This window comes from Streptosporangium sp. NBC_01639, assembly GCF_045209755.1.
Taxonomy (GTDB): Bacteria; Actinomycetota; Actinomycetes; order Streptosporangiales; family Streptosporangiaceae; genus Streptosporangium.
The window spans coordinates 120,819-139,250 of sequence record NZ_CP109272.1 but is presented as its reverse complement, the minus strand read 5'-3'; the positions used below and the strand labels follow the sequence as shown (position 1 = coordinate 139,250).

Below are 18,432 nucleotides of genomic sequence, written 5' to 3'. Positions count from 1 at the left end.
CTGCGGAGGCCGGCCCGTTCCGGCTGGTCACTAGGGCCTGTTCTGGGTTCAGATCATAAGGTCGTGCTGCGCGGTGCCGTCCGGCCCTGCTCGCCGGCCACGGTCACGTGGGCAGGACCTCGATCTTGCCGGTGGGACGGGGGCTGAAGGTGTCGTTGAAGAAGAACTCGCCCGGCCGGGTGAAGGTGTACTGGAACGACTCGCCCGGCTTGAGCCTGATGTCGAACAGCCCCTCGAAGAACTGGGTGGCGCCGTGGATGTTGGCGTTGTCCGCGGGGTTGACGAAAGTGACCGTGGTGCCGGCCGGCACCCGTAGATGGGTGGGGGCCATGGCGTTCACCGCCGTGGACTCGACCGTGCCGACCTGACCCGTGGCGGCGTTGTAGGTACGGGCGAGCACGACGGTGTTGTTCACGGTGCTGCCGTCGACCGGACCGCCGGAGACCGGCCGCCGGATCACCGGGGCGGGCGGGGCGGCCGCCGGAGGCACGGTGCCGCCCAGTTTGAAGGCCCACAGGTGGTCGCCCCGGGCGGCCGAGTCACCGTAGGGGATGCTGGTGCCGCCCGCATAGACGGCGATGTACTGCTCCCCGTCGATCTCGTAGGCGATCGGGCTGCTGCTGACGGCGGCGCCGGTCTGCCAGCGCCACAGCTCGCGGCCGTCCCGGGCGTCCAGGCAGAGCAGGTTGCCGTCGGGCTGGCCGATGAACAGCAGGTCGGAGGCCGTGGTGAGGATGCCGTTGCCGTGCGCCAGCGAGTACGGCATGTGCTTCTTCCACCGGACCCGGTTGGTGCTCGGATCCACGGCCACCACCCCGCCCGTCATGTACTCGCCGGGCGGCCGCAGCCCGTTGGACGCCTCGGTCAGCGAGTGCGCCGCCGCGACGTAGCCGAAGCCGGTGTACACGAGCCGGGTGCTGTGGCTGTAGGACTGGTGGTTCCAGTCGGCGCCGCCCCCGTGTCCGGGGATGGTGAGGATCGGCACGTCCCAGTGCGGGGTGAACAGGGACCCGATCCGGTAGTTCGGGACGGCGCGATGCGGGGCGCCGGGGATCTCGGTGCCCAGCGGCTGCCGCACGGGGGTCTGCTCGGTCCAGCCGCCCTGGCGGGGGAACGGCTGGGTCGGCCAGGTCTTCTGCCGGGGCTCCTGGGGCACGGGCAGTTCGTCGATGCCCAGCGGGGCCGAGCCGTCGGCCCGGTCGAGGATGTAGTACATGCCGGTCTTGCTGCCGTAGACGACGAGTTTGCGGACCCGGCCGCGGATGCGCGCGTCGACCAGGACGGGCGCCATGACGTTGTCCATGTCCCAGATGTCGTGGTGGATGGACTGGAAGTGCCAGCGGTAGGCGCCGGTCTTCAGGTCCATCGCCACGATCGAGTTGGCGAACAGGTTCTGGCCGCCGCGTTCGGAGCCGTCCTGGGAGGAGCGGCCGCCCCTGGCGTTGCCGAACGTCCAGTAGACCAGGCCGAGCTCCGGGTCGATGGCGCAGTGCATCCACGGGGTGGCGCCGCCGGTCTGCCAGGAGTCGCCCTCCCAGGTGTCGTTGCCGAATTCGCCGGGTCCCGGCGTGCTCCAGAAGTGCCAGACCAGCTCGCCGGTCTCGGCGTCGAAGGCGAGCGCGGCGCCGCGCGGGCCGTCGTTGGTGCCGCAGTACAGCATGCCGTCGTGGTAGGTGACCGCGACCTTCTCCAGGTTGCCGTAGCCGCTGTGCTGCCGTTCCCAGATCACCTGGCCGGTGCGCTGGTCGAGAGCGATGAGCCAGTTGTCGTTGGCGCAGGTGTAGACCTTGCCGGCGCCGACCGCGACGCCGCGCCGGGTAACCGCTCCGCGGGTCTGCAGGTATTTCCACCTGACGGCGCCGGTGCGGCCGTCCACGGCGGTGACGTTGCCCAGAGCCGACTCGATGTAGAGCACGCCGTCCACGGCCACTGCGGTGCTCTGGCTGTTGCCTGCCATCAGCCCGCCCTCGATGTTGTTGACCCAGGCGGCCCGCAGCCGCTTGACGTTGCCGTGGTGCAGCGTGCGCAGTCCGCTGTGGTTCTGGTTCGCCAGGTTTCCGCCGATCTTCGGGAAGTCGGTGTCGCTCCGGTGGGTGGTCGCAGCGGCCGGGCCGGGCCGGGCGAGCACGACAGCGGCGGCACCCATGAGTAATTCTCTGCGACGGATCATGATCATCCTCTCCCGGGTCCATTAGGTGGATTTATAGATCCGACTAATGGACGCACGATAGATCTTGCCCCCGGCGGGGTCAATAACCATCCGCAACCGATGTGCGGATCTCTGGTTCCACTGGGCGGACCATGACCCGGAGGGTGGACCGAGCCGCTGCGACGTGGTCGGCGGCTCGGCCGGGCGGGCCGTCACAGGCCGAGATAGATGCGCCGCACCTGGGGGTCTTCACGCAGCTCGGCCGAGGTGCCGGTGGCGGCGATCTCCCCGTTCTCCATCACCAGGCAGGTGGTGGTGACGTCGAAGGTGAGCTTGGCGTTCTGCTCGACCAGCAGGATGGCCAGCCCGTCGGCGTTGAGCCGCTTGAGGATGCCGGCGATCTCCGCCACGAGAATCGGCGACAGGCCCATCGAAGGCTCGTCGAGCAGCATCATCTTGGGCCGGCACATGAGCGCCCGGCCGACGGCCAGCATCTGCTGCTGCCCGCCGGACAACGCGCCGGCCAGCCGGTGGCGCATCTCGGCGAGGATCGGGAACAACTCGAACACCTCGTCGATGGGCGTGTGCTTCCAGCTGCTGGTGTAGGCGCCGAGCAGCAGGTTCTTCTCCACGGTGAGACCGGGGAAGACGTGCCTGCCTTCGGGGACGTAGCCGAGCCCGTGCCGTACCAGAGTGTGCGGCGCGGCGCGCAGCAGGTCGTGCTCGCCGAAGCGGAGCGCCGTGGCCCGGCGGGGCGCCAGGCCCATGACGGCCTTGAGCGTGGAGGACTTGCCGGCGCCGTTGGCACCGATGATCCCCAGCGCCTGCCCGGGCTCGACGGTGAAGCTCACGTCGTGGGCGGCGCGGACACCGCCGTAGTGGACCGACAGGTTTTCGACGGTCAGCGTCGTCATCGGGTCGCCTCCTCAATGGCGGACTCGGCGGGGGCAGCCATGGAATCGCCGAGGTATGCCTGGACGACGGCGGGGGCGACGGCGACCTCGGCGGGGGTGCCGTCGGCGATCACCTTGCCGCCGGCCAGTACGGTGACGTGGTCGCACAGCGACATGACCAGGCTCATGTTGTGCTCGATCACCACCATGGTGACGCCGGCGTCCCTGATGGAGCGGACGATGTCGCCGAGCTGGCGGACCTCCTCGCCGTTCAGCCCGGCGGCGGGCTCGTCGAGCAGGAGCAGTGACGGAGACATGGCCATCGCGCGGGCCATCTCGATGCGGCGCTGGATCCCGTACGGCAGCGCGCGCGGGATGGCGGCGGCGAAGTCCGCCAGCCCGAACCTGGCGATGATCTCGTCGGCGTGCGCCCCGAGCGCCCGTTCGTAGCCGAACACCTTCCAGGGCAGGCCCAGGTAGCGCCAGATCCAGGAGGTCCGGGTCTGGTCGAGGCCGAGCAGGATGTTCTCCCGGACGTCGAGGTCCTCGAACAGGCGCAGGTTCTGGAACGTGCGGGCGACCCCGCGCTGGGAGAGCCGGTACGGCCTCGCCCCGGTCACGTTGTGCCCGTGCAGGCGTACCTTGCCGGCGCCGGGTGTGTAGAAGCCGCTGACGATGTTGAACAGGGTCGTCTTGCCCGAGCCGTTGGGGCCGACGATGCCGCGGATCTCGCCGCTCGTGACCGTGAGGGAGACGTCGTCGAGGGCGGTCAGCCCCTTGAAGCGCATCGTCACGCCCTGGATCTCCAGCACGTCCGTGCCGGCTGCGGGGTGCGCGGTCCGTTCGTAGGGTTGGAAGGGGCCGAGCAGCACCCGTGTTCCCGCGCCGCGGCGCCGTAGCAGGGATCGGAGCCGGCGGGGCAGCCCGGCCAGTCCGGTGGGGGCGAAGACGACCACGAGGACCACCACGATGCCGTAGCCGAGCTGGGCGTAGGCGGACACGTCCAGCAGCGCCTCCCTGACCGCGGCCAGTGCGACGGCGCCGAGGACGCAGCCGATGATGCTGGCGCGACCCCCGATGATCACCATCGCGAGCAGGAGGAACATGTTGGCGATGTTGAACGACTCGGGCGCTACGAAGCGGATGAGCCCGGCGTAAAGGACGCCGGCCAGGCCGCCGTACACGCCGGACAGCACGAAGGCGGTCATGCGCAGCAGCGGGATCTCCGCGCCGAGCGAGCCGGCCGCCAGGTCGTCGTCGCGCATCGCGCGCAGCCTGCGGCCGAGCGGCGAGTGCGTGACGAACAGCGCGAACGCCAGCGCGAACGCGAAGACCACCAGTTCGACGTAGTAGAACAGGTACGCGCTGGACAGGTCCAACCCGAACAGCGTCGGCACGGGGATGTCGCTGATGCCCTCGGCGCGGCCCGCGATGTGGGCGTTGGTGACCCAGTTGGTGAAGGCCAGCGCCAGGCCGAGGGTGACGATGCCGAGGTAGTGCGACTGCATCCGCAGCGCCGGGATGCCCACCAGCACGCCGAAGACCGCGGCCACGACCAGGGCCAGCGCCGCCGCCGACCAGAAACCGAAGTCCGCCCGCGTGCACAGGATGGCGACGGTGTAGGCGCCGACGCCGAAGAAGGCGACCTGCGCCAGGTTGATCTGCCCGGCCACGCCCATGGTCAGGCCCAGGCCGATGGCCAGGATCGCGAAGATGATCGCGACGTTCACGACGTGCATGGAGTAGCCGCCCAGCCCGTACGGCAGCAGCCAGGCGACCACCGCGAGAGGGGCGAGGTATGCCAGACGTTTCATCGAATCTCCTTGAGCATGGAGACCCCGGGGCTTCAGCCGTGGGGAGGAGGTCAAGCGCGGTTCACCGTGGTCTCTCCGAAGACGCCGGTGGGGCGGATCATGACGATGACCGCGAACACCAGGAACGTGACCAGCTCGGAGTACTCCTGGAAGTTGCCGGCCGCGAAGGCGTCCAGCAATCCGAAGGTCATGCCGCCGACGATCGCACCGGGCATGCTGCCGAAACCGCCGAGCATGGCGGCGGCGAACCCCTTGATGCCCAGCGTGCCGCCCATGGTCGGGTTGACGTACAGCATCGGCCCGATCAGGCTGCCCGCCAGCGCCGCCAGGCCCGCGCCGATGGCGAAGGCCATCGCGTTGCTGCGGCCGACGTGGATGCCGACCGCGGTGGCAGCCTGGTGGTCCATGGCGACCGCCTGCATGGCCGCGCCGCGCTTGGTGCGCTGCAGGAACAGTGCGAGCAGGCCGGTGGCCGCCGCCGCGACGGCGATCACCAGCAGGCTGTAGGTGGGGATGCGGATCCCGCCCAGGTCCAGCGGCTCGGTCGGGACGGGGGAGGGGACCGCGTGCCCGGTCGCCCCCCAGATGAGCACCGCGCCCGCCTCCAGGACGGCGCCGAAGCCGATCGTGCCGATCAGCATCAGCGTGAAGTCCTTGTTCTCCAGCGGCCGCAGGAAGCGCTCGATGATCAGCCCGATGAGGCCGGTGACCGCGATGGCCACGGCGACCGCGATCGCGAACGGCAACCGGGTGGCCAGATAGAACGTGGAGGCGGCGTACGCGCCGATCATCACGACGCTGCCGTGCGCGAAGTTGACCAGCCCCATGGTCCGGTAGACGATCGAAAAACCCATCGCCACCAGTGCGTACACCGCCCCGAACGTGACCCCGCCGATCAGGGTCTGAAGGAAGACCTGCACGTCAGCTCGCGCCTTCGGGAACGACCTTGCCGTCCTTGACCAGGCCGATCTTGGTGGCGTGGATGCCGACCCCGGACTCGTCGTAGGCGTAGTCGCCCAGCAGCCCGGCGCGCTTCACGCCGCGGATGGCGTCGGCCAGCGGCTGACCGCCGGCGCCCTTGGTCTGCTTGAGCGCCTCGATCAGGATCGACGCGCCGTCGTAGGCCTTGGCGACGTGCATGCGGGCGTCCTCGTTGTAGACGGCCTTGTACTTGGCGGCGAACTCCTTGATGGGCTCGCTGGCCTCGTTGCTCAGATACGGCGAGCTCACGATGGAGCCCTCGACGTTGCCCAGGCCCGCGGTGGTCGCGTACACGTCAGTGCCCATCGGCGCGCCGCCCGCGAACAGCGACTTCAGGCCCAACTCCCGCGACTGCTTGGCGATCAGGCCGGACTGGACCTCCTCGGCGCCGATGAACAGCACCTCGGGCCCCTGCTCGCGGATCTTGGCGAGGTTGGCGTTGAAGTCCTTCTGGTCGGGGGTGACGACCTCGTCGGCGATCGCCGTGATGTTCCTGGACTTGAGCGCGGCCAGGAAGGCGTCGTGCTCACCGGCACCGTACGCGCCGTTGTTGCTGATCAGTGCGATCTTCTTGTACCCCTTGTCGTCCACCAGGTACTTGGCGAGTGTCTCGTCGAACGTGACGCTGGTCGGCGCGTTCAGGAACAGGAACGGGCTCTTCAACTCGGCGAGCTTGGGCGACTGACCCGAGGTGATGTTCGGGATCTTGGCGTCCTTGAGGATCGGGGCCATGGCCAGGGTGACCGCGCTCTCGGCGGTGCCGAGCATGGCGACGTAGCCCTCGCTGGAGATCTTCCTGGCCAGGTTGGTGCCCACCGTGGGGTCGCCCTGACTGTCGAACAGGTCGAGCTTGATCTGCCGCCCGCCGACGCCGCCCGCCTTGTTGGCCTCGTCGATGGCGAGCTTGACGCCCTTGTGCTCCCAGTGGCCGAGCGGGCTCAGCTGCCCGCTCTGCGCGTTGATATTGGCGATCTTGATGGGACCCGTGGTGTCCGCCTCCTGACCGGCCTGCTGACCAGGGGCGGAACAGGCGGCGAGCGCTATCAGTGCCGCGGCGGAAATGGTGATTCTTGCGGAGGACAAGTGATTCACCTCGTAAGGGGGGTAGGTGAAAGTGCGGTGATCGACACGACCGCGTAATGCACGGACTAGTACGTTAGTTATACGGCCTGGTGAGACCTGGAGAAATATCGAACGGGCAACGGTTTCAGTCGGTGAAAACGCCCTGGTAGATGTCCTTGATGTTCCAGTGCCCGGGGGTCGGCACGGGCTCGTTGACCATCGGCACGTCGATGAGCGTGGGCCGCCGGTTCGCCACCGCCGAGCGCAGGGCCGCCCCGAACTCCTCCGGCACGGTGACAGTGTGGCCGTCGGCGCCGCACGCGGCGGCCAGCGCCGCGAAGTCGGGGCTGTAGGGGAGCCCGGCGGGGTCGGTGAAGTCGCAGCCGTGGCTGCGGCCGAAGTGCGCGGACTGCAGGTCGGAGATGGTGCCGTGCGCCCTGTTGTTCATCACCACGAAGATGACCGGCGTGCCCTGTTCGACGGCCAGCGGCAGGGCGGGGAGCTGGGCTCCCATTCCGCCGTCGCCGATGAGCGCGACCACGACGCCGTCCGGCCGGGCGAGCTGGACGCCGACGGCGGCGGCCGGGCCGAACCCCATGGTGGAGGCGCCACCGGGAGCGATGAAACGGCCCTCGGGCGGCAGTTCGTAGCACTGCGCGACGCCGTTCTTGTTCCAGCCCACATCGGTCACCAGGATCGCGCCGGGCGGCAGCGTGTCGCGCAGATCGGCGAGAATGCGCTCGGGCCGCAGCGGGAAGGCGTCGCTGCGGCCCCGCTTCCGGCTCTCGGTGAACAGCTCCGATCTGGCCGCGCGGATGCGCTCGCGCAGTTCGGGCCGGTCTGCCGGCGGATGCGACGTGGCGGCCTCGGCCAGCGCCCGCACGGCGAGTCCGACGTCGGCGACGGCGCCGATCTCGACCGGGTAGTTGCGGCCGATCTCGGCCGGGTCGATGTCGATCTGGATCAGCCTGCTGCGCTCGCCGAGCGTCCAGGTGAAGCGGGGGTCCCACGAGCTGGAGTCGGTTTCGGCGAACCGGGTGGCCAGCGCCAGCACCACGTCGGCGTCCCTGGCGTAGGCGTTGGTCAGCTCCAGCCCCCAGAACCCTGTCATGCCGAGCACCAGCGGATGCGCGTCGGGGACGGTGCCCTTGGCCATCAGCGAGTGCGCGATCGGGATGTCCAGGTGCTCGGCCAGTGACAGCAGTGCCTCGCCGTCTTCGCGCAGTCCGCCGCCGACGTACAGCAGCGGCCGCTCGGCGTCCGCGAGAGCCGCGGCGATCTGCTCCGCCGTCGCGGCGGGCAGGTCGGGCGGCGCGGCGTGACCGATCGGCGGGTACGGCGCCGCGGACCGCGAGAAGACGTCCATCGGCACGTTGACCAGCACCGCTCCAGGCCTGCCCGTCGTCGCCGTCCAAAAGGCCCGCTCGACGGCCCGGCCCAGATCCTGGGATCGGTGCACGTTCCAGGCGCGCTTGACGAAGGGCCGGAAGACCGACGCCTGGTCGGCGTCGGCGTGCAGATTGATCTCCTGATGCGGATGGCGGCCGTGGTAGTAGGACGGAATGTCGCCGGAGATCACCACCATCGGTACCGAGTCGAGCGCGGCGGTCATCACCCCTGTGGTGGCGTTGGTCAGGCCAGGCCCGACATGGACGAGCAGCACGCCGGGCTTGCCCGAGGCGCGGGCGTAGCCGTCGGCCGCGTGCGCCGCCGCCTGCTCGTGGCGGGCGATGACGAAACGGATGCGGCTGTCGGCCAGCGCGTCGAGCACGGCGATGTTGGTGTGCCCGCAGGTGCCGAAGACATATTCGACACCGAGCTCCTCGAGCTGGGCGACGAGCGCGTGGGCGCCGGTGGTCACTGTTCTCCCCAGATGGTCAGCCCGCGAAGGAGCAGGGTCTTGGTCACGGTGAAGTCCTCGATCATCCAGCGGGGCGACTCGCGGCCGACGCCGGAGTCCTTCACGCCACCGAACGGGATGTGGTCGAGGCGGAAGTTCGACGAGCCGTTCACGACCAGGCCGCCGACCTCGAGCTCGCGCCAGGCGGTGACGATGCGGCGCACGTCGTGGGTGAACAGCCCGGCCTGCAGGCCGTACGGGCTGCGGTTGCACTCCTGGACGACCTCGTCGAAGCCGTCATAGGGGAGCACGGCGACGAGCGCGCCGAAGACCTCCTCGCAGACGACCTTCGCATCGGTGGGTGGCGCGACGACCACGGTCGGCGCCATCACCGCGCCGGTCCGGCTGCCACCGGTCGTCACCACCGCACCGCCGCGCACCGCCTCTTCGGTCCAGCGCGCCACGCGCCCGGCGGCCTCGTCGTCCACCATCGAGCCGACGTCGGTCGCCGGGTCGAGCGGGTCGCCCACGGTCAGCGCCCGCACCTCGCCGGTCAACGCCTGGGTGAACTCCTCGAACCTGGTGCGTTGCACGTAGACGCGTTGGACGGAGATGCAGCTCTGACCGGAGTTGCTGTATCCGGTGCGCGCGCAGACGCGCGCGGCCTCCGCCACGTCGGCGTCCTCGCAGACGATGGTGGCGGCGTTGCCGCCGAGCTCCAGCAGCACCCGCTTGGGCCCGGCGGCGTGGGCGACGGCGGCACCGGCCGTGACACCGCCGGTGAAGCTGACCACGGCGATCTCCGGCGCGGCGCACAGCCGCGCGCCCACGTCACCGCCTCCGTGCAGGATCTGCACGGCCTCCTCCGGCATCCCGGCGTCGAGCAGCAGCCGGACCAGGGCGGCCGAGACGGCCGGGGCCTGCGGCGGCGGCTTGACGATCGTGGTGTTGCCGGCCGCGAAGGAGGCGGCCAGCTTGTGAGCCAGCAGGTTCGCCGGAGCGTTGAACGGTGTGATCGCCAGCACCGGGCCGGCCGGGGCGCGCTGCGTGATCGCGGTGTTGCCCACCCCGCGGGCCCAGCCCGCCACGGGCAGGACCTCGCCGCCGATCGCCCTGGCCTCGGCCGCCGCGACGGCGAACGTGTCGGCCACCCGCAGCATCTCCCCGCGGCCGTCCTTGAGCGGTTTACCCAGCTCCAGGGCCAGGAGCCGGGCGAACTCCTCGGTGCGGGCGGCGACCGCGGCCGAGGCGCGTTCCAGTATCGCCGCGCGGGTGGCCGGGGCCAGCCGCGCGACCGCCCCGGCACCTTGGCGCGCGTAGTGGAGCGCCGTGGTGATGTCGTCGGGCTGGGCGAGCCGGGCCCGGCTCACGATCCGCCGCACATACGGGCCGACCCGCTCGGAATGGGGGCCTTCACTCAGCCATTTCCCGGCGATCAGGCATTCGGCTTCGTGGACTGCGTCCATGTCATCTCCATAGAGATCCGCTTGACGGTTCTTATGAACCGCGCTGTGGATTTCCTCACGGTATGAGGAGGCAAAGGTTCTGGCAAGAGGGACGGCTGATCCATATAGTGGAGCATATGGACCGCTGCACGGACTAGTGTTAGCGTACGGACCGCGTGCGAGAGTGAGCGGCAGATTCACCTTCGACTCACAAGTGAGGACCCGTGCCTTCGACGAACAACCCAGCAGACTCCGGTGAGAACGGTGGCGGCGTACGCAGCGTCCAGCGGGCGTTCGACATCCTGTCTCTGCTCACCGAGGACCGCCGGACGCTGACGATCCGCGAGGTCGTCGACGAGACGGGCCTGGCCAAGACGACGGCGCTGCGCCTGCTGCAGACCTTGGAGCACATGGGGCTGCTGTGGGCCACCCGCAAGGGTTACGCGGCGGGGCCGGCCCTGTGGCGCTGGGCGCATCTCGCGCGCCACGCCTGGGAGCTGCCCCCGGAGACCGTCCAGCTCATGCGCGAGCTGGGGGAGCGGCACCGGGAGACCGTCAACCTCTACGTCCTGCGGGATGTCCACCGCATCTGCATCGCCCAGCAGGAGAGCCCGCAGCCGCTGCGCCACGTCGTGCGGGTCGGCGACGAACTGCCCCTGTGGTCGGGCGCCTCCTCGAAGGTCCTGCTCAAGGACGCCCCGGCAAGACTGCTGTCGCGTATCGCCCGCTCCTCGCCGCACGGCGAGGAGCACCTGGCGACGTTGCAGGAGTGGATCGCCGGGGCCGCCCGGGACGGCTACGCGGCCAGCCACGGTGAGCGCGATCCGGGCTTGTCAGCGGTGGCCGTCCCGGTGACGGGCGCGTCGGGCGCGACCGTGGCGGCGCTCTCGCTGAGCGGCCCGACGGTCCGCTTCGGCGAGGAGCGGGTCCAGGAGTTCGTCGCGGACCTGCGGGAGGCGGCCAAGCGCATGTCGGATCGAGGCTTCGACCATCCCCTGACCTGACCTTATGGAGCGTGAATGCAGCAGTTGCCACTGGACGGCATCAAGGTCGTGGACCTGACCAACGTTCTGGCCGGGCCGTACTGCAGCTACCAGCTGATGCTGTTCGGCGCGGAGGTGGTCAAGGTCGAGATGCCCGGCGGCGGGGATCTCGCCCGCCGCCTCGGCCCCGACCCCGAGCTCAACCAGGAAGGACTCGGCGCCTCCTTCCTGGCCCAGAACGCCGGGAAGAAGTCGGTTGAGCTCGACCTGAAGAGTCCGGCGGGCAGGCAGGCGTTCGAGGCCATGGTGGCCGGCGCCGACGTCCTGCTGGAGAACTTCAGGGCCGGTGTCCTGGCCCGGCTCGGTTATGGCTGGGATCGCCTGCGGGAGCTCAACCCCCGCCTGGTCTACTGCGCGATCTCGGGGTTCGGTCAGAGCGGCCCGATGAGCAGGGCACCCGCCTACGATCAGATCATCCAGGGGCTGTCCGGCATGATGAGCGTCACCGGCACCCCGGAGACGGCGCCGCTGCGCGTCGGCTTCCCGATCTGCGACTCGATCGGGGGGCTGATGGCCGCATTGGCGATCTCCGCCGCCCTGGCCGGGCGCGAGCGCGGTGGGGCCGGCTGCTCCCTGGACCTGTCGATGCTGGAGGCGTCCGTCTCCGCGATGGGCTGGACGGCCTCCAACTACCTGGTCAGCGGCGTCGAACCGGAGCCGATGGGCGACCAGAACGCCACCGCCGCGCCGTCGGGCACCTTCGAGACCGCCGACGGGCCGCTGAACATCGCCGCCAACCAGCAGGTCCAGTTCGAGGCGCTGTGCCGCCTCGTCGGGCGGCCGGACCTGCCCGCCGATCCCAGGTTCACCGCGAGAGAGGCGCGCAAGGCCCACCGCCAGGCCCTGAACCACGAGCTCAACCAGGCGTTGCGGGCCAAGACGGCGCTGGAGTGGGAGGAGATCCTCTCACGAGAGGGCGTCCCGGCTGCCCGAATCCTCACCGTGGCCCAGGCGCTGGCACTCGACCAGCTCAGTGGGCGCGGTTTCCTGACGGAACTGCCGTTCCCCGGTGGCGACGAGCGCCGCGTGACGGTCACGGGCAATGGCGTCCTCATCGACGGCACTCCGCTGCGCCCGCGCGATCCCGCTCCCCTCCTCGGTCAGCACAACGCAGAGTTCGGAGTGGCGTCATGAGCATCGTGGCCGACTGGTGGGGGACATCGGTGTCCCGGATCGAGCCCAATGTCATCGAACTGCAGGGCCGGCCGGTGCAGGAGCTGATCGGGCAGATCGGCTTCACCGAGATCATCTGGCTTATGCTCCGCGGGCAGCTGCCGGACGAGCGGCAGGCCGCGCTGCTGGAGGCGGCGCTGGTCTCCTCGGTGGACCACGGTCCGCACGCCCCGTCGATCGCCGTCGCCCGGATGGCGATCACCTGCGGCGTCGGGCTGAACAATGCCGTCGCCACCGGCGTCAACCTGCTGGGCGACGTGCACGGCGGCGCGGGGGAGCAGTGCGTGGAACTGCTGGACGAGATCGTGCGCACCGGTGACGCGGCCGCCACGGTGGCCCGCTGGCGGGCCCGCGACAAGTACCTGCCCGGGTTCGGGCACCGTTTCCACACCCGCGACCCGCGCCGTGACCCGCTACTCGGCCTGGTGGACGACGCGGTGGCCGGCGGCGTGGTGTCCGGTGCCCACCTGCGCGCGGCCCGGCAGGTGGAGGAGCTGATCAGCCCGGTGCCGATGAACGTCGACGGTGCCACCGCAGTGATCTACGCCGAGCTGGGCTTTCCCGCACCCCTGGCCCGCGGCCTGTTCGTGCTGAGCCGCAGTGTGGGCATCCTCGCGCACACCTGGGAGGAGTCGGGCCAGGGCCGCCGCAACAAGGGACCCATGCCGCCCTCCATCCTGCCCACCGACCTCAGGGCCTGACACGGGGGAGCCCGCCATGCGGGTGAAGCGTGACACGACGGACGCACGATAAGTCGGACGCGGCGGTGAAGCAAGAGCTTGTTCAAGGAGCCGGCGCTGGATACGCTCAAGACCCCTCGGCGGACCAAATGATCCACCTGGTGGATCGAAGCACGTGAGGTGCTCATGCGCATCAGGCGTTCGTCCCTGTCCATCGCCGTTGCCGCCGGCGCGGCGGCACTCCTGCTCACTGCCCTTTCCCCCAGCTCCGCGGCCGCACCCGGGCACGGCAAGGGAGCCGAAAACCTTGGCGACCCCGACTACGGCGTCTGCCGGGGTACCGACTCCCGCTGCTACCACGACTGGGGCAACTTCGACCCGGCCGAGGGCTACCGCCTGCTCGTCTACAGCCGCACGGCCGGCCCCCGCCACGCCCACCTGGGGACCCCGCTCGGCTCCGGCATGAACCCGCCGCTCAACGACGACAACGTCGCGGTCAAGGCCATGCTCGAACTGGGGCGGGAGAACGGGTTCGCCGTCGACTACACCGAGGACGTCACCCAGCTGTCCTCGGCCGGCAGGCTGCTGTCGTACAACGCCGTGATGTTCCTCAGCACCACGCGCGACACCCTCGACGACGCCGCACAGACCGCCCTGCGGCAGTACATCCGCGCCGGCGGCGGCTTCGTCGGCGTCCACAACGCCTTCGGCACCGAGTACAACTGGCCCTGGTACGAGGGCCTGCTCGGCAACGCCAACTTCTACGACCACAGCGCCAACCAGCCCGGAGTCGTCGAGACCGTCGGCAGGCGGGACGCCTCCACCCAGGGGCTGCCGCAGCGCTGGGCGTTCTCCGACGAGTGGTACAACCTCGTGCCGTTCCCGACGCGGGTCCGGGTGCTGGCCGAGGTGGACGAGAGCACGCTGGCCCGAGGGGTGCGCGGCAACCTCGGCCACCCCGGCCACGGTGACGACCACCCGGTCAGCTGGTGCCAGTACTACGACGGCGGCAAGGCCTGGCTCACGACCCTCGGCCACGACGTCAAGGCGTGGACCGACGAGCCGATGGACGGCGATCGGTACTTCGTCCAGCACCTGCTCGGCGGGGTCACGTCGGTGCTCGGCATGGCACCGTTCTGCCGCTGACCCGGATCTCCCGGCCGCTGCCGGATTCCGGACGTCACGTGATGACGGTGCAGACGTCGCCTGATTCGGCGCAAGACTTGGACCATTCATTATCTTGTACCGTTCGTGTATATAACGGTAGGTTTGGCGCCATGACCGCACCCAGGATCCCGACCACCGCCGAAGAACTGCGCGGTGCCGGCCTGCGGGTGACGGCCGCCCGCGTCGCACTGCTCGAGACCGTCCGGGGCGGCGACCACCTCGACGTCGAGACGATCGCCTCCGGGGTGCGCGATCGCGTAGGCCATATCTCCCTTCAAGCCGTGTATGAGGCCCTCCACGCGCTCACCGCGGCGGGACTCCTACGCCGCATCGAACCGGCCGGCAGCCCGGCCCGGTTCGAGGGACGCGTCGGGGACAACCACCACCACGTCGTGTGCCGGTCGTGCGGTGTCGTCGCTGACGTCGACTGCGCGGTCGGCGAGGCGCCCTGCCTGGCCGCGTCCGACGACCACGGCTTCTCGATCGACGAGGCCGAGGTCATCTACTGGGGCCTGTGCCCCGGCTGTTCCACCACCCGCAGTTCCTGAGCACCGTGATCAGCTAGTCCGGAAGGATCTCCATGTCCGAGAACCATGATGCAATCGTCACAGACGCGAAGACGGAGGGCGGAGGTGGCTGCCCGGTCGCGCATGAGCGCGCCTCGCACCCGACTCAGGGCGGCGGAAACCGCCAGTGGTGGCCGGAGCGGCTCAATCTGAAGATCCTCGCCAAGAACCCCGCCGTGGCCAATCCCCTCGGCGAGGAGTTCGACTACGCCGAGGCGTTCACGACCCTCGACCTCGCGGCGGTGAAGCGGGACATCGCGGAGGTGCTGACGAGTTCGCAGGACTGGTGGCCGGCCGACTACGGCCACTACGGCCCCTTCATGATCCGGATGGCGTGGCACAGCGCGGGTACCTACCGGATCAGCGACGGCCGCGGTGGCGCCGGGGCCGGCCAGCAGCGCTTCGCCCCCCTCAACAGCTGGCCGGACAACGGGAACCTCGACAAGGCGCGCCGCCTGCTGTGGCCGGTCAAGAAGAAGTACGGCCAGAAGCTCTCATGGGCCGACCTCATGATCCTCACCGGCAACGTCGCCCTGGAGTCGATGGGCTTCACGACCTTCGGCTTCGCCGGTGGTCGTGAGGACGTCTGGGAGCCCGAGGAGGACGTCTACTGGGGTCCCGAGTTCACCTGGCTCGACGACCAGCGCTACACCGGCGACCGGGAGCTCGAGAACCCCCTCGGCGCGGTGCAGATGGGCCTCATCTACGTCAACCCGGAAGGCCCGAACGGCAACCCGGACCCGCTGGCCGCGGCCCGCGACATCCGTGAGACGTTCCGCCGGATGGCGATGAACGACGAGGAGACGGCCGCGCTGATCGCGGGCGGTCACACCTTCGGCAAGACCCACGGTGCCGGCCCGGCGGACCACGTCGGCGCCGACCCCGAGGCCGCCTCGCTCGAGGAGCAGGGCCTCGGCTGGAAGAACACCTACGGCACCGGCAAGGGCGGCGACACGATCACCAGCGGTCTCGAGGGTGCGTGGACGAACACCCCGGTGACGTGGGACAACAGCTTCCTTGAGATCCTGTACGGCTACGAGTGGGAGCTGACCAAGAGCCCCGCCGGCGCGCACCAGTGGAAGCCGAAGGACGGCGCCGGGGCCGGTACCGTCCCTGACGCCCACGACCCGTCGAACAGCCACGCCCCGACGATGCTGACGACCGACCTGGCGCTCCGCATCGACCCGGTCTACGAGCAGATCACCCGACGCTGGCTCCAGAACCCCGACGAGTTCGCGGACGCCTTCGCCCGGGCGTGGTTCAAGCTGACCCACCGCGACATGGGACCGGTCGTGCGCTACCTCGGCCCGGAGGTCCCGGCCGAGACGCTGCTGTGGCAGGACCCCCTCCCCGCGGTGACGCACGAGCTCGTCGACGCTGCGGACATCGCCTCCCTCAAGGGCCGGATCCTCGCCTCGGGCCTGTCGGTGTCCCAGCTCGTGTCCACCGCGTGGGCGTCGGCCTCGTCCTTCCGCGGCAGCGACAAGCGCGGCGGTGCCAACGGTGCGCGCATCCGCCTCGAACCGCAGAGCGGGTGGGAGGTCAACGACCCCGACCAGCTGGCGACGGTGCTGCGCACCTTGGAGGGGATCCAGGAGGCCTTCAACGCCGCCCAGACCGGCGGCAAGCAGATCTCGCTCGCCGACCTGATCGTGCTCGCCGGTGGTGCGGCCGTCGAGCAGGGCGCCAAGGACGCCGGCTTCGACGTCGAGGTCCCCTTCACGCCGGGCCGCGTGGACGCGTCGCAGGAGCAGACCGACGTGGAGTCGTTCGCCGCGCTCGAGCCGACCGCCGACGGGTTCCGCAATTACCTCGGGAAGGGCAACCGGCTGCCGGCCGAGTACCTGCTGATCGACCGGGCGAACCTGCTGACCCTGAGCGCCCCCGAGCTGACGGTCCTCGTCGGTGGCCTCCGCGTCCTGGGCGCGAACTACCAGCAGTCGCCGCTCGGCGTCCTCACCACGACCCCCGGGTCGCTGACCAACGACTTCTTCGTCAACCTGCTCGACCTGGGCACGACGTGGAAGGCGACGTCCGAGGACGCGAACACGTTCGAGGGCCGCGACGCGGCCACCGGCGAGGTCAAGTGGACCGGCAGCCGGGTCGACCTCGTCTTCGGGTCGAACTCCGAGCTGCGCGCGCTCGCGGAGGTCTACGCGAGTGACGACGCGAAGGAGAAGTTCGTGACCGACTTCGTCGCGGCGTGGGACAAGGTGATGAAGCTCGACCGGTTCGACCTCGTCTGATCACGACGTCCAGGTCGGCCCACGCCGGCCGGCCTGGACGTCCTCAGCCCGAAGGGTCTCGACACCGTCCGCTCAGGACCCTCCGTTGCGCTGTTTGTAGGCCGCCTGCGCCTCGGTCAGCTTGGCCGCGAACTGGTCCAGGAAGTCCTTGGCGCTCAACTGGCCCAGCAGCACCTTCTGGAACAGCGGCTCCGCCCACGTCTTGGTGATCTCGTTGAACTCCGGCAGGTGGTAGGGCATCTGCACGACCTTGGTCGCCGGGTCGTTCAGCACCTGTTGCGCCTCGACGACGTGGGCCGCCTGCACCCCCTGCACGTCGGTGTTGGCCGGGATGACACCGGATTTCTCGGCGATGTAGCCGCCTATGTCCTTGGTCGCGAAGAACTCCGCCAGCTTGAACGCCGCCTCCTTGTTCTCGCCGGCGGAGAACACGGCCACGCCGCTGACCGGGTTGGACAGCACCGCCTGTGTCCCGGAGTCGGACGTGGGCACGGAGAAGGAGGCCACCTTCTCCGGGCCGAGCGCCTTGATGTGGTCCTGGTAGGAGCCCAGGTTGTGCTGCATGATCGCGATGCTGCCGGCGGTGTCGAACTGGGCGACCATCTTGACGTAGTCGTTCTGCAGATCGCCCTCGGGCGTGTTCTTCTTGTACAGCCCGGCGTACTTCTCCAGCGCCGTCACGTTGCGCGGGTCGTTGAGCGTGGCCTTGCCCGAGGCGTCGAAGAACTCCGTGATCCCGGACTGGCCGTAGACGACCTCCAGCATCTGGGCGATGGAGCCGGCGCCACCGCGGATGGTGAAGCCGAACCTGTTCTCACCCGGCTTGGTCAGCTTGTCCACGGCCGTGAAGAATTCGCTCCACGTCTTGGGTGGTTCCAGCCCGGCCTCCTTGAACCAGTCCTTGCGGTACCAGAACGCGCCGGCGTTGGTGGAGATCGGGATGATGTACGCCTTCCGGTCCGGCACGATGTTCTTGATGGTGGTCATGAGCGCCTCGTTGAACTTGCCGTTCAACGCGGGGTTGGCGGCGATGCGCTCGTCCACCGGCTCCAGCGCCTTCTGGGCGACGAGGATGCCGAGCCCCGAGGTGGCCACGTCGGCCACGTCCGGCACGCCGCCACCGGCGATGGCGGTGTCGATCTTCTGTGCCGACTGCGCGATCGGCACGCCCACGTAGTTGACCTTGACAGTCGGGTTGGCCTTCTCGAACTCGGCGATCACGTGCTGCCAGATCGGCGTGCGCGCGGGGCCGGCGTTGGTGTCCCAGAAAGTGATCTCGGTCGTGCCGTCGGATCCCGCGTCCGAGCCGCATCCGGCCAGGACGGCCGTGGCCAGCATGATCGCGGCCATCGGCGCGTGTCGTCTCATTGCCT

Annotated in this window: 14 protein-coding genes; 6 read left to right on the top strand and 8 right to left on the bottom strand. The window is 69.6% G+C overall.

All coding sequences use genetic code 11. The annotated features are described in order from the left end of the window. Positions 1–103 precede the first annotated feature (103 nt). The 7 genes from OHA77_RS00655 to OHA77_RS00625 form a co-directional block, all read right to left on the bottom strand. Positions 104–2,146, bottom strand: coding sequence for a PQQ-binding-like beta-propeller repeat protein (locus OHA77_RS00655; RefSeq protein ID WP_406315285.1), 2,043 nt, complete (start codon positions 2,144–2,146; stop codon positions 104–106). Positions 2,147–2,361: 215 nt separating this feature from the next. Next, positions 2,362–3,063 carry an ABC transporter ATP-binding protein gene (locus OHA77_RS00650; RefSeq protein WP_326822617.1) on the bottom strand — a complete coding sequence of 234 codons (702 nt, stop codon included), beginning with the start codon at positions 3,061–3,063 and terminating at the stop codon, positions 2,362–2,364. Next, a complete protein-coding gene (locus OHA77_RS00645; RefSeq protein ID WP_406315283.1) occupies positions 3,060–4,856 on the bottom strand; it encodes an ABC transporter permease subunit in 1,797 nt (598 codons plus the stop codon). Before OHA77_RS00645 ends, OHA77_RS00650 begins: the two co-directional genes overlap by 4 nt. 50 nt (positions 4,857–4,906) lie before the next feature. Further along, on the bottom strand, positions 4,907–5,776 hold the full coding sequence (locus OHA77_RS00640) for a branched-chain amino acid ABC transporter permease (RefSeq protein ID WP_406315281.1): 870 nt from the start codon (positions 5,774–5,776) through the stop codon (positions 4,907–4,909). Position 5,777: 1 nt separating this feature from the next. Then, positions 5,778–6,920 carry an ABC transporter substrate-binding protein gene (locus OHA77_RS00635; protein WP_406315279.1) on the bottom strand — a complete coding sequence of 381 codons (1,143 nt, stop codon included), beginning with the start codon at positions 6,918–6,920 and terminating at the stop codon, positions 5,778–5,780. Between the two features lie 124 nt (positions 6,921–7,044). Next, positions 7,045–8,760 carry a thiamine pyrophosphate-binding protein gene (locus tag OHA77_RS00630; RefSeq protein ID WP_406315278.1) on the bottom strand — a complete coding sequence of 572 codons (1,716 nt, stop codon included), beginning with the start codon at positions 8,758–8,760 and terminating at the stop codon, positions 7,045–7,047. Then, a complete protein-coding gene (locus tag OHA77_RS00625) occupies positions 8,757–10,205 on the bottom strand; it encodes an aldehyde dehydrogenase family protein (protein WP_406315276.1) in 1,449 nt (482 codons plus the stop codon). Before OHA77_RS00625 ends, OHA77_RS00630 begins: the two co-directional genes overlap by 4 nt. A 203-nt stretch (positions 10,206–10,408) precedes the next feature. On the opposite strand from OHA77_RS00625, the gene OHA77_RS00620 reads away from it, so the two are divergent. The 6 genes from OHA77_RS00620 to katG all read left to right on the top strand — a co-directional run bounded on the left by OHA77_RS00620 (position 10,409) and on the right by katG (position 17,059). Continuing rightward, entirely contained in the window at positions 10,409–11,188 is a 780-nt protein-coding gene (locus OHA77_RS00620; RefSeq protein WP_406315274.1) for an IclR family transcriptional regulator, read from the top strand. Positions 11,189–11,203: 15 nt separating this feature from the next. Further along, positions 11,204–12,361: a CaiB/BaiF CoA transferase family protein gene (locus OHA77_RS00615; RefSeq protein ID WP_406315272.1), complete on the top strand. Its 1,158-nt coding sequence runs from the start codon at positions 11,204–11,206 to the stop codon at positions 12,359–12,361. Beyond that, positions 12,358–13,101: a citryl-CoA lyase gene (locus OHA77_RS00610; protein ID WP_406315271.1), complete on the top strand. Its 744-nt coding sequence runs from the start codon at positions 12,358–12,360 to the stop codon at positions 13,099–13,101. Before OHA77_RS00615 ends, OHA77_RS00610 begins: the two co-directional genes overlap by 4 nt. Before the next feature lie 165 nt (positions 13,102–13,266). After that, the gene (locus OHA77_RS00605) at positions 13,267–14,226 is read left to right on the top strand and encodes a ThuA domain-containing protein (protein WP_406315270.1); all 960 of its coding nucleotides are present in this window, start codon (positions 13,267–13,269) and stop codon (positions 14,224–14,226) included. Positions 14,227–14,357: 131 nt separating this feature from the next. Beyond that, positions 14,358–14,795 (top strand): Fur family transcriptional regulator, encoded by a 438-nt coding sequence (locus OHA77_RS00600; protein ID WP_406315268.1) that lies wholly within the window; start codon positions 14,358–14,360, stop codon positions 14,793–14,795. 32 nt (positions 14,796–14,827) lie between these two features. Then, positions 14,828–17,059 (top strand): catalase/peroxidase HPI, encoded by a 2,232-nt coding sequence (gene katG, locus OHA77_RS00595; protein WP_406315266.1) that lies wholly within the window; start codon positions 14,828–14,830, stop codon positions 17,057–17,059. A gap of 72 nt (positions 17,060–17,131) precedes the next feature. Here the strand turns inward: katG and OHA77_RS00590 are convergent, their stop codons facing one another. After that, the gene (locus OHA77_RS00590) at positions 17,132–18,427 is read right to left on the bottom strand and encodes an ABC transporter substrate-binding protein (RefSeq protein WP_406315265.1); all 1,296 of its coding nucleotides are present in this window, start codon (positions 18,425–18,427) and stop codon (positions 17,132–17,134) included. Positions 18,428–18,432 lie beyond the last annotated feature (5 nt).

Excerpts from the sequence above, each read along its gene's own strand:
- OHA77_RS00655 (WP_406315285.1), bottom strand. The coding sequence starts at position 2,146 with ATGGGTGCCGCCGCTGTCGTGCTCGCCCGGCCCGGCCCGGCCGCTGCG.
- OHA77_RS00650 (WP_326822617.1), bottom strand. The coding sequence starts at position 3,063 with ATGACGACGCTGACCGTCGAAAACCTGTCGGTCCACTACGGCGGTGTC.
- OHA77_RS00645 (WP_406315283.1), bottom strand. The coding sequence starts at position 4,856 with ATGAAACGTCTGGCATACCTCGCCCCTCTCGCGGTGGTCGCCTGGCTG.
- OHA77_RS00625 (WP_406315276.1), bottom strand. The coding sequence starts at position 10,205 with ATGGACGCAGTCCACGAAGCCGAATGCCTGATCGCCGGGAAATGGCTG.
- OHA77_RS00615 (WP_406315272.1), top strand. The coding sequence starts at position 11,204 with ATGCAGCAGTTGCCACTGGACGGCATCAAGGTCGTGGACCTGACCAAC.
- OHA77_RS00610 (WP_406315271.1), top strand. The coding sequence starts at position 12,358 with ATGAGCATCGTGGCCGACTGGTGGGGGACATCGGTGTCCCGGATCGAG.
- OHA77_RS00605 (WP_406315270.1), top strand. The coding sequence starts at position 13,267 with ATGCGCATCAGGCGTTCGTCCCTGTCCATCGCCGTTGCCGCCGGCGCG.
- OHA77_RS00600 (WP_406315268.1), top strand. The coding sequence starts at position 14,358 with ATGACCGCACCCAGGATCCCGACCACCGCCGAAGAACTGCGCGGTGCC.
- katG (WP_406315266.1), top strand. The coding sequence starts at position 14,828 with ATGTCCGAGAACCATGATGCAATCGTCACAGACGCGAAGACGGAGGGC.
- OHA77_RS00590 (WP_406315265.1), bottom strand. The coding sequence starts at position 18,427 with ATGAGACGACACGCGCCGATGGCCGCGATCATGCTGGCCACGGCCGTC.